General features: G+C 36.1%; 13 protein-coding genes and 2 tRNA genes. 13 read left to right on the top strand and 2 right to left on the bottom strand.

Translation table 11 applies throughout. The features are described 5' to 3' along the window. Positions 1-253 precede the first annotated feature (253 nt). On the bottom strand, positions 254-1528 hold the full coding sequence (locus OPR60_RS02915; protein WP_265039997.1) for an ankyrin repeat domain-containing protein: 1275 nt from the start codon (positions 1526-1528) through the stop codon (positions 254-256). A gap of 124 nt (positions 1529-1652) precedes the next feature. On the opposite strand from OPR60_RS02915, the gene glpX reads away from it, so the two are divergent. Both glpX and OPR60_RS02905 read left to right on the top strand, forming a co-directional pair. After that, positions 1653-2570, top strand: a complete 918-nt coding sequence (gene glpX / locus OPR60_RS02910; RefSeq protein ID WP_265039995.1) for a class II fructose-bisphosphatase — start codon at positions 1653-1655, stop codon at positions 2568-2570. Positions 2571-2723: 153 nt separating this feature from the next. After that, complete coding sequence (locus OPR60_RS02905) at positions 2724-4052, top strand: hypothetical protein (protein WP_265039994.1); 1329 nt, start codon at positions 2724-2726, stop codon at positions 4050-4052. 455 nt (positions 4053-4507) lie between these two features. On the opposite strand, the gene OPR60_RS02900 is transcribed toward OPR60_RS02905, so the two are convergent. Next, positions 4508-4990: a hypothetical protein gene (locus OPR60_RS02900; RefSeq protein ID WP_265039992.1), complete on the bottom strand. Its 483-nt coding sequence runs from the start codon at positions 4988-4990 to the stop codon at positions 4508-4510. 201 nt (positions 4991-5191) lie between these two features. Between OPR60_RS02900 and carA the strand changes: the two genes are divergently transcribed. The 11 genes from carA to rplV all read left to right on the top strand — a co-directional run bounded on the left by carA (position 5192) and on the right by rplV (position 11242). Further along, positions 5192-6283 carry a glutamine-hydrolyzing carbamoyl-phosphate synthase small subunit gene (gene carA, locus OPR60_RS02895; protein WP_265039990.1) on the top strand — a complete coding sequence of 364 codons (1092 nt, stop codon included), beginning with the start codon at positions 5192-5194 and terminating at the stop codon, positions 6281-6283. A 115-nt stretch (positions 6284-6398) separates the two neighbouring features. Further along, positions 6399-6481, top strand: a tRNA-Tyr gene (locus tag OPR60_RS02890). Between the two features lie 4 nt (positions 6482-6485). Next, positions 6486-6556: transfer RNA gene (locus OPR60_RS02885), tRNA-Gly, on the top strand. A 78-nt stretch (positions 6557-6634) separates the two neighbouring features. After that, positions 6635-7807 carry an elongation factor Tu gene (gene tuf, locus OPR60_RS02880; protein WP_265039989.1) on the top strand — a complete coding sequence of 391 codons (1173 nt, stop codon included), beginning with the start codon at positions 6635-6637 and terminating at the stop codon, positions 7805-7807. A 14-nt stretch (positions 7808-7821) separates the two neighbouring features. After that, positions 7822-8142 (top strand): 30S ribosomal protein S10, encoded by a 321-nt coding sequence (gene rpsJ, locus OPR60_RS02875; RefSeq protein ID WP_065094535.1) that lies wholly within the window; start codon positions 7822-7824, stop codon positions 8140-8142. Positions 8143-8151: 9 nt separating this feature from the next. After that, the gene (rplC, locus tag OPR60_RS02870; protein WP_065094536.1) at positions 8152-8874 is read left to right on the top strand and encodes a 50S ribosomal protein L3; all 723 of its coding nucleotides are present in this window, start codon (positions 8152-8154) and stop codon (positions 8872-8874) included. Positions 8875-8876: 2 nt separating this feature from the next. Beyond that, positions 8877-9491, top strand: a complete 615-nt coding sequence (rplD, locus tag OPR60_RS02865; RefSeq protein ID WP_065094537.1) for a 50S ribosomal protein L4 — start codon at positions 8877-8879, stop codon at positions 9489-9491. Next, positions 9488-9775 (top strand): 50S ribosomal protein L23, encoded by a 288-nt coding sequence (locus OPR60_RS02860; protein ID WP_065094538.1) that lies wholly within the window; start codon positions 9488-9490, stop codon positions 9773-9775. Before rplD ends, OPR60_RS02860 begins: the two co-directional genes overlap by 4 nt. Before the next feature lies 1 nt (position 9776). Beyond that, positions 9777-10601, top strand: a complete 825-nt coding sequence (gene rplB / locus OPR60_RS02855) for a 50S ribosomal protein L2 (RefSeq protein WP_012673181.1) — start codon at positions 9777-9779, stop codon at positions 10599-10601. A gap of 3 nt (positions 10602-10604) precedes the next feature. Further along, positions 10605-10889, top strand: a complete 285-nt coding sequence (rpsS, locus tag OPR60_RS02850; protein WP_265039987.1) for a 30S ribosomal protein S19 — start codon at positions 10605-10607, stop codon at positions 10887-10889. Between the two features lie 5 nt (positions 10890-10894). After that, a complete protein-coding gene (gene rplV, locus OPR60_RS02845; protein ID WP_007549821.1) occupies positions 10895-11242 on the top strand; it encodes a 50S ribosomal protein L22 in 348 nt (115 codons plus the stop codon). Positions 11243-11262: the final 20 nt, after the last annotated feature.

The raw sequence follows: 11262 nt of genomic DNA, 5'->3' as shown, positions 1-11262 counted from the left end.
TTTGAGAGCAATCTTCATAAGGGAGGATGTCATCCCAGTGCCCAGACACTGGGATCCAGTTTTCCATGCAATCTCGCAAAGACATTTGTTTGAGTATAAGACAGCTACTTTTACGCTCACCAGTTCAGTGTGCTTCTACAATAAAATTTCTGGATGCCAGTGTCACGCACTGGCATGACACCATCTGTTGTGCGAATTACCTCAACAAAAGCAAATGTTCGTACAGTTATGTGTCACGCACTGGCATGACATCCTATATTTTTACAACTTGTGAATTTACGTGTTCAACTTTATTTTCTTCCATTTCTCTATAGCTTGGTAATGTAGAATTTTTTATATGCAACCCGGTATATATTGCAACCAAAGCAGCTATAATACCACAAACTATAGCACCAGCCACAGATGGAACCATCACAGCAGCAGCAATGAATAATCCTGTAACAACAACTCTAACAACATCTTTTGTCAATGAGGTGTAAAAATCCTTTTTGCTCTCTTTATATTTAGTTTCTTGTTCATTTGGCATAGAAAATTGAGCATCTACAAAGCCGTTAGCTTTATTATCATTATTTGGTGTGGCAGTTTGCTTAGTATTTGTTTCCTCTGGTATTACAGGCGTTTTATTTTTGTTATTATGATTATCACCATTGGTACTGGTTAGAGGAACTGTTGCTATAGGTCTACTACCAATGTTCCCATTACTGCTGCAAGGTTTTGCTCTGTTTTCTTCATTAAGCTTACCACTATTCAAGAACGCATTAACAATTTCAGTTTTACCTACCTGTATGGCCACTTCTAAAGCCTCTTTCCTGTTTGCAGGACTCACGTAACCTAAAATTAGCTCAACTTCTTGGACATTACCTTGAACAATAGCAGAATTCAAGGCATGCAATTTTTCTTCTTCATTAAATTTGCCACTATCCAAAAGTACCTTAACAACGTCAGCTTGTTTTGTTATTGCAGCTATATCCAATATAGTCCTGGAAGCAGTATCTGTAAGATGGATTACAGCATCTAAATCTGTAAACAATTTTACAACATCTAGAAATACGCTACGATCGCCGGTAATATTGGACTCTCTTACAGCATTTGCAAACGAGTCAAAAATTGCCGAATTTGTTTTTTTTCCTTGTATTAGTTGCCCGTAAAGTACTTCAGCAGTCATACCAGGGTTTATGGAGTTACTAGAATCTACTTCATTGCTGTCTGCTTTATTTTCTCTTATATCAGGTGTGTTTTGCTCCTCTTCTTCCTTGTTTATTGCTGCGGTTATTTGCTCTTGTTGAAGGGGTTTACACCCATTTTGGAGGAGAAAATCCTTAACGCGTGTGTTGTTATTTTCGGTTGCATGTTTTAGAAGTAAGTCTTCTAATGAATTGTCTCCTTCACATTTATCTTGGAAATTAACTTCTTTCCACTTTGGTTCCTTTTGCAAATCTTTAAGACTAGCAATTCCCTTATCATCATATTTTACAATTGTAGCTATCTTTCGATACAACTCTCTAATATCATCATTACTATATATCATAACTAAACCTACTACTATATGTTAGTTTATTACAGCAACTTTCCCAAAACCAGTCAAGACATATTGCAGTTTCAAGCAGCATGATATATATTCAATGCTTTATTTATAGTTCTTAAAGCAAATGATGGAAGATTTAGCCTATAAATTAGTTAAAGTGACCGAAGCTGCGGCGCTTGCTGCATATAAACTAGCAGGCTTCGGCGATGAAAAAAAGGCTGATCAGATTGCAGTTGATGCCATGCGTACAGTATTAAATTCAATGGAAATAAATGGTACTATCGTAATTGGTGAAGGTGAGAGAGATGAAGCGCCGATGCTATATATTGGCGAGAAGGTTGGCACTGGAAATGGTCCTGAGATTGACATTGCTGTTGACCCACTTGAAGGCACTACAATCTGCGCTCACTACAAACAGGGGGCAATGTCTGTTCTTGCTGCAACGAAAAAAGGTAATTTTTTACATGCACCTGATGTTTATATGGAAAAGATAGCGGTAGGAAAAAATCTTCCAGAGGGTGTAGTCTCACTAAAAAATAGCCTTGAGAAGAATCTAGACAATTTAGCCAAGGTAAAAAAATGCAAAGTGAATGATCTTGTGGTAACTGTACTTAAACGTGAAAGGCACAATGAATTAATAGAGAAAATCAGGAAATTAGGAGCAAAAGTTAAACTAATAGATGATGGTGATATTGCGGCCGTAGTTTCACTAGTAAATGGCAATCATGATATGTATATCGGTATAGGAGGAGCACCAGAGGGAGTGCTTGCGGCTGCAGCGCTAAGCTCTATCGACGGACAGATGGAGGGAAGATTAGTACTTGATACGGATCAGTTAAGAGAAAGAGCAAAAAATTTAAATATTGATGACCCAGAAAAAGTCTACGCCGTAAAAGATATGGCAAGAGGTGAATCAGTGTTCATTGCAACTGGAGTAACAAGCGGAGAACTTGTGGATGGAGTTGATAACGTCTGTTCAACTAGTTCTTTAATAATTCTACCTAATAAGCTGATAAAGCTGCAAACAATGCAGAACTTATGTTAGCTTTTTTAGTTTCTAATTTTAGCTTTACAACATTTAGCATTAAGATATAATCAAGTTTACTTATAACAATAGAGGTGTGAAATGTTTTCTAGTATTATAAATCTATTTAATGGTTTGTACAAAAATTCGAGTACCAAGGAAAGTGAAGAAAAGTTGACTCTTCTATCTCCTCAAGCAAATCTTCAATTCGATGAGATTCAGGTACAAAGTGTGCTCTCAGATTTTGAGGAATTGGAGTTTAAGGATAATAAGTGTTTTGACAAAATAGCAGACGATTATGAAAAGAAGGGGGAGAGTGCCCTTTTTAACTATGTAATATTGAATAAGCGGAAAGAAATAATCGATATATTAGATAGGAATCTTCCTCTTCTCGAAGAACAGGAGGAGTTTAGAAAGAAATATAGTCAATATGTTCTTCAAGTTGACAAAGGAATGAGTTATGGAAAAGAACTTCAAGATGGACTTCGGTCTTTTAAAGATAGGGCAGAAGAAGTGTTATCAGATTTTGAAAAATTGAATTTCAATTTTAAGGATAATAAATGTCAAGATTCTTCTGATTCTGTAAATTATAATAACGGCCGGCCAGCAGATCCATTTGAAAAAATAGCAAACTATTATCGACGGGAGAAGGAGAGCATTTTCCTTTTTAACTATGTGGTATTAAGTAAGCAAAGAGAAATAATGGATATATTGGATAAGAAGCTTACTTCTAAAGATCAGGAGGAGTTAAAAGAAAATTTTAAAAAGAGGTTGGGTGGATATCTTCTTCGAATTGACGAAGGAATGAATGATGCAAAAGAATTTCTAAACGAAGATGATCTAACTGGTTTCTTTGATGGATGTTATTGGCCAGACAAAAAGGCAGGACATCTTGTTAATCATTATGATAATCTTAGTATTAATATTACTAAACCTGGACAGAGTTTAGAAACTAGTCGTCTTTTTAGCAAAAAAACTAAAAGGATGGAAACAATTAAAAATGAGGTACAAAGGGTAAAAATATACAGTAATGATAAAAGAATAGTAACAATTGAGAAGAATGAGAAACAACAGAGGAACTACTCCTTTACAGAATTTGCAATATGTGACATCGAAATTAGTTGGGGTGCAAAAGATGAATCTGGAAAAGACCTTAACTGTACTGTTGTTCTAAATATAAATTTAGGTCAAGTTAGTATTAAAAAATCAACTATTGACGGTAAAGATGTTGAACCAAAGAAAATTTTAGAGTTAGCTAAGCAAAACGAGGCTGTGCTTATAAAAGGTAAAGCTTTACATGAAGTTTTAGCAGCACATTTCATTAAGCAAACACCATGTGAGGAAAAGAAGGATACGCAATCGCACGAGAATATTGTTGTACCTGGTTCTGGTGCACCTCGCTCGGCTATTGATGAGGAAATAACTGTAGAGCATCCGTCCGGGAAAGCGGCAAATAAAAATAATCATAGAGAAAATGTGAGTTTACAACAAATGGTGCCATGAAAGTAGCTGATACATAACTGTACGAACGTTTGTTTGCGAAGAAATGTTATAGCAGGTTTTGCCTCAAACACAAAGGTGTCATTCCAGTAGCCTCCTTCCCCTGTCATCCCAGTGCCCAGACACTGGGGTCCAGGAAACTTAATTGCAAGCAATGCATTGGGTTTGGTGAGTATGGGTTTTGCGTTATAGAATGAAGCACTTTTGGTGAATTTATAAAGAAAACTGGATTCCAGACTGGAATGATACCATCTTGGATGGAAACCAGTGTCTGGGCACTGGGATGACATCCTCCCTAGTGGATTCAAATCACAATATTCGTATAGTAAGCACTGACCACTTTTGCTTCAATATTTGCGATGCCCCTGAGCAGATACAATTATTCTATTATCAGGAGGATGCCGTTAATCGCCTTGTATGATGCTACTTGTAACACTTATACCCTGAACGGAGACAGTTTAGGCTGTTATGCCTGGCGGCTTTATTGAAATAAGTTTTTCAACACTGCTAACAATAAAGTCAGTTATATCGTCAGCTACCTTATCGAATTTATTGTTTATATCTTTTCCTATTTCTTCATTTTTAACATATTCGTGTAGAGCTAAAGAAGTTATAGCTGCACATGCTGCAATCAAGCCAGTTTGTGCTATAATGAATAGTGATAATCCTCCTACAAGTATAGATGTTAATCCAATAGCTAGGTTTATAATTTTACTTTGTGTTGTTTGTTGCGTCGCTTGGCTTTGATCTGCCTGTTTATCCTCTAAAGCATTCGATGTTGTTTTTGAGGCAATTTTTACCGCGATTGTTGCAATTGCGGTCATAGCTAATCCTATGGCTATTTTTGCTAAGAGAAAAAATGATGGCAATATCATTGCAAAGAATAGTAAGCCAGCTCCTACAATTAGTAACTTATTTTTAGGTTGGATTTCATTTGACATAATAAACCTCTATTTCATAACTGCCGGAGTATACCTAATATAAAATATGGAGATAGTCAACATATTTTATGAAAGGGCGCGTTAAAAATTTTTTTCATATTGTTCTTCGCCGCCTCGTGGTTAAATTTGGAATTTTAGAAAGAGTTACGTATTATTTGAAATTCTTGTATACTGTTTTGAATCAATTAAATAGATAATGAAGTGCAGGACGCAGTTTTAATTTTACAAGATGACAAGTGCTTTTGGGGAAAATCAGTAGGTAAAAAAGGCAAATGCATAGGTGAGGTCTGTTTTACCACTGGTATGACCGGTTATCAGCATACTATAACTGATCCTTCTTTTGCCGATCAAATTATAACGTTCACTTTTCCTCATATTGGTAACGTTGGAATAAACCATAAGGATAATGAAGGAGAGAAAATTTTTGCAAGTGGTGTGGTTATGCGTGAACTTTCTTCTATGTCCCACCCTTCTTCATATATCAGTTTAAATGATTGGTTAGAGAAAAATAACGTGATTGGGATATCAGGAGTTGATACTAGAGCTTTAACGAGACATTTGAGAGAACATGGGTCTCAAAATGGAATGATATGCCCGTCAAGCGAGACGCATGCGTTGGACAAATTGAAGGAATACAAATCTGTAAATGGGATAGAAATAACCAATAAAGTTAGCTTGCATAGTAATTTTAAAAGTGACCTTAATGCAAAATATAGGGTTGTAATCGTTGATTTTGGCGTAAAAATCAGTATAGTTTCACGCTTAATAGAACTTGGTTGTACAGTTGAATTAATCAGACCAAGCACAGGTTTTGCTCAAAAAGTGTTGAGTATGAATCCAGATGGTATAGTGCTTTCAAATGGTCCTGGTGATCCGCAAGAAATAGGAAAAAGTGTAGTTTCAGAAATAGACATTATTATAAAATCTAAAATACCAATTTTTGGCATATGCATGGGCCATCAATTACTTGCGATTACTTTGGGGGCAAAGACCATCAAGATGGATATAGGTCACCGAGGGAGTAACCATCCAGTTTATGATGTAATTAGTGGAAAAGTTGAGATCACTAGCCAAAATCATGGTTTTGTTGTTGATTCAGCTTCTCTTCCAAGGAATGTTGAAATTACTCACATTTCTCTATTTGATAATAGTGTAGAGGGAATAATGATGGAGGATTACCCAGTCTTTTCTGTGCAATACCATCCAGAAGAAGCGCCAGGTACGCATGATTCGCATTATCTATTTAAGCATTTTATTGATAATATTGCGTTATATAAAATGAAATCTGCATGATTTTAATCAAGGTAGGTTTTATTGCTTGATTTTTTAATTTTAGGTGTTTAGTATTTAAATACAATAAAAGCTTGAGTTAAGGTACTAAAATAGCGTTCTCTTAACAAATTTTTGTGGAGGAGTGACCGAGTGGTTAAAGGTAACAGACTGTAAATCTGTCCGCGTGAGCGTACGTAGGTTCGAATCCTACCTCCTCCATTGTGCGGGTATAGCTCAATGGTAGAGCTCTAGCCTTCCAAGCTAGTGACGTGGGTTCGATTCCCACTATCCGCTCTTTTTTTTGTTGTATTTTTATAAAATCAACATATTATTTATTGATGTATTTGTATTTTAGGTAGAAAAGTTTAAATTATGACAGCAATAGTGGAAGCATTTGGAAAGCCGCATGTAAATGTGGGAACAATAGGACATGTGGATCATGGGAAGACAACGTTGACAGCGGCGATAACGAAGCATTATGGAAATTTTGTAGCGTACGATCAGATAGATAAAGCGCCAGAAGAAAGGAAGAGGGGGATAACGATAGCAACAGCGCATGTTGAGTATCAGACGGAAAAAAGGCATTATGCACACGTTGATTGTCCTGGACATGCTGACTATGTAAAGAACATGATAGTAGGTGCAGCACAGATGGATGCGGCGATATTGGTAGTGTCAGGGGTTGATGGGCCAATGCCACAAACGAGAGAGCATATATTGCTGGCGAAGCAGGTGGGTGTTGGATATATCGTGGTGTATATAAATAAAGCTGATGTTGCTGATGCTGATATGATAGATTTAGTGGAAATGGAAGTGAGGGAATTGCTGAATAAATACGGATTTCCAGGGGATGAAGTGCCTGTTGTGGTTGGTTCAGCACTCAAGGCGCTGGAGGATGACAGCAGCGAATATGGAAAAAAATCAATAGACAAATTGATGGAAAAGTTAGATGAATATGTGGCGGTTCCACCAAGGCCTGTGGATTTACCATTTTTATTGCCAATCGAAGATGTATTTTCGATATCGGGGCGAGGAACAGTGGTAACAGGAAGAATAGAGAAGGGAGAGATAAAGACGGGAGAAGAGATAGAGATAATAGGTCTGCAAGCGACGCAAAAGACGATATGCACAGGGGTTGAGATGTTTAAGAAGTTGCTGGATAAGGGAAGTGCAGGACTCAATGTAGGAATATTGTTAAGAGGAACAAAAAGAGAAGAAGTGGAGAGAGGGCAAGTATTAGCAAAACCGGGGACGATAACGCCGCATAGAAAGTTTAAGGCGGAGGTTTATATATTAAAGAAAGAGGAAGGAGGAAGGCATACACCATTTTTTGCGAATTACCAGCCACAGTTTTATTTAAGGACAACGGATGTAACTGGGAGCATAAAATTACTAGATGGGAAGGAGATGGTAATGCCAGGAGATAATGTGAGTGTAGAAGTAGAATTGCAAGTACCGATAGCAATGGATAAGGGATTGCGTTTTGCGATAAGAGAAGGCGGTAGAACTGTTGGTTCTGGTGTTGTTTCTGAAATTTTGGAGTGAGTGTAGTAACTAAGATGAAGCAAGATATATATATTAACATTAAGGCTTTCGATTGTTCTTTGTTGGAGGAGTGTGTTCGAAAATTTGTTGATGAATTAAAGCGGTCCAGTGCAAAATTATCTGGTCCGATTGCGTTGCCAAGAAAAGATTCTAAATTTATTGTTAATAGATCTCCTCACGTTGATAAAAAATCTCGTGAACAGTTTGAAATAAGAACTTCTAGGCGTTTGATTGTTTTACATGATCTTACTCCTACTATGATGCAGATGCTTACAGGTTTATCTTTTTCTGCTGGCGTAGAAGTGGATTTAAAAGTCAAGGAAGTTAAGGTTTAGGAGAAGGAAATGAAGAGAATAAATTCGCTGAGGAGAATTGGTTTACTAATGATGAATATTGGTCATACTGCTATGTATTCTGACAATAGTCGCATGGCTGTAACTTTATTGCATCTCAGCGAAACTTATATTATTGATATGAAAGGACAAGATAAATGTGGCTATAATTCAGTTATTTTAGGCACAGGAGATTTTAAAAATATAGCAAAACCTCAGTTGGAATATTTAAAGAAAAAGGGTATAAATAATAAATGTAAGTTATACGAAAGTAGATTAAATGACCTGTCGGGAATAGAATGTGGTAAAAAAGTGGAAATCAATCATTTTGTGGTTGGTCAATATCTTGATATTACGGGTTATTCTATAGGTAAAGGATTTGCTGGTGTGATGAAGCGGCATAATTTCAGTGGGCTTAGGGCATCTCATGGTGTTTCTATTGCTCACAGGTCACAAGGTTCCACTGGCCAATGTCAGGATCCTGGTAGAGTATTCAAAGGAAAGAAAATGGCTGGTCATTTAGGTAACAGCAGGATAACTGCACAAAATATGAAGATATTATCCATTGATCATGAAAATAGTATAATTGCTGTGAAGGGTAATAATGTTCCTGGGTTTAAAAATTCCTATGTTTTTGTAAGAGATGCAGTTAAAAAATCTTTACATAAAGATGTTCCTTTTCCGGTAGGTCTGCTGTTAGATGTAAATGATGATGCTAGTAATTTGGTAAGTTAGTTATGGAATGTAATTTAGTTAATCTATCTAATAATAATGTAGGTACTGCTCAGCTCAATCCTTTGATATTTTCTGCTAAGCAAAAATTGAGTATTTTGCATGATATAGTGAGATGGCAATTAGCGAAGAGAAGAGCTGGTACTCATAAAACAAAAGGTATCAGTGATGTCTCTGGTACAACAGCTAAACCTTATGGTCAAAAACGTACCGGTAGGGCAAGACAAGGGAGCTTGCGATCTCCTCAATTTAGAGGTGGTGGGGTTATTTTTGGCCCTGTTGTGAGGAGTCATAGTTATTCTCTTAATAAGAAGGTACGCAAATTTGGTTTAAAAATTGCTTTATCTCTAAAGTATTTAAATAATCAAGTAATTATTCTGGATAATTTAAATATTGATGTGAAGAAAACGTCTGAAGTGTGTAAATGTATTAAAAATTTTAAATTTTCTTCCTTTTTGATAGTTGGTGATTATGGAGATGATTTGTTGCGTGCGGCTAAAAACTTGCACTATGTAGACTTAATCAAACCTATTGGGTTAAATGTTTTTGATATATTGAATCACGAATGCGTGATGTTGACAAAGGATACTTTAAAGCATCTTGAAGGTAGATTGTTATGATCAAATATAATAATATAATAAAATCTCCTATAATTACAGAAAAGGCCTCTTTTTTGAGGGAGAAGTTTAATAAATATTCTTTGTATGTTTTTGTAAATGTAAATAAGCGTCAAATAAAGTTGGCAATAGAGTCTCTATTTGATGTTAAAATTTCTTCTATAAATGTTGTTAGAGTTAAGCCTAAATATAGGCGTTTTAGGGGTGTGATTGGTTGTGAAAAACAGAAAAAGAAAGTTTATTTTTCTTTGATGGATGGTCAAAAATTAGATATAATGAGCGTTTAATATGGGTATGAAATTTTTTAATCCTGTTACTCCGTCTTCTCGTGGGACTGTGTTAGTAAGTAAAGTTGGTTTATCAAAAGATGAGCCAGAAAAGTCTCTTACATCTGGTAAAAAGTCCAGTGGTGGAAGAAATAATCATGGTAGAATTACAACTCGTCATAGGGGTGGTGGTCACAAAAAGAAGTATAGAGTGATAGATTTTAAGCGTAATAGAAGTGGTCAAGGTATAGTTGAAAAAATAGAGTATGACCCAAATAGAAGTGGGTTTTTGGCGTTAATATCATATAAGGAAGATGATATTAAGTCTTATATATTAGCTCCTCAAGGTATGAAGCCAGGTGATGTTGTTACAGCTGGGAATGATGCTGATATTTTGCCAGGGAATTGTTTGCTACTCAAGCATATACCTGTTGGTTCTTTCGTTCATAATGTTGAGCTGAAGCCAGGTAATGGTGCTGCGATTGCTAGAGCTGCTGGTTGTTATGCACAAATTGTTGGTCGTGATGGCCAATATGTTTTATTACGACTCAGGTCTGGTCAAATTAGGTTGATTTTATCTTCTTGCAAGGCTACTATTGGTGTAGTATCTAACCCTGACCATAAGAATAGAAAGTTGGGTAAAGCTGGGAGAAGTAGGTGGCTTGGGATTAGACCTACTGTACGTGGAGTTGCAATGAATCCGGTTGACCATCCTCATGGGGGCGGGGAAGGAAAAACCTCTGGTGGTCGTCATCCTGTTACTCCTTGGGGTGTTGCAACAAAAGGAAAGAAAACTCGGAAGAGAAATAAATCTAGTGATAAGTATATAAAACAGTTGAAAGGTTAGTTTATGAGTAGATCTGCATGGAAGCCTCCTTTTTGTCATCCTTCTATATTAAAGTCGGTGAATAATGCTTTAAACAAGGGGTTTGTTAACATGGCTATAAAAGTTCATTCCAGGGCTTCTGTAATTCTTCCTAATTGTTTAGGTTTAAAATTTGCTGTTTATAATGGTAAGGATTACATTCCTGTGAATGTTAATGATCAGAATATGATAGGTCATAAGTTTGGTGAGTTTTCACCCACTCGTAAATTTACTGGGCATAGTAGTGATAAAAAGGCGACAAGAAGGTAATTGATATGAAAAACAGAGATGTAATAGTTAAAGCTGGTTCTAGGGTTTTAAAATCAACTCCTCGTAAATTGAATTTGGTTGCTGGTTTAGTACGTAATAAAAAAGTTTCTTTTGCCACTGTGCAATTAAGATTTTGTGAAAAGAAAGCTGCAGGTCTTATAAGGAAGGTATTAAATTCTGCGATTGCTAATGCTCAAAATTATGGATTGGATATCGATAATTTATATATAAAAGAAATTTTAATAGGTAAGTCTCTTACTTTGCGTAGGGTATGTCCAAAAGCTATGGGTAGAGCTAATAGAGTTAGTAAACGTTATAGTAATATAACTGTAAAATTGGGGGAAATTATATGATTCATAAAAATAGAAAATTA

It is taken from the genome of Wolbachia endosymbiont (group A) of Trypoxylon clavicerum (assembly GCF_947251665.1).
Taxonomy (GTDB): domain Bacteria; phylum Pseudomonadota; class Alphaproteobacteria; order Rickettsiales; family Anaplasmataceae; genus Wolbachia; species Wolbachia pipientis.
Note: the sequence above shows the minus strand (reverse complement) of the source record. Positions and strands in the feature narration are given on the sequence as shown.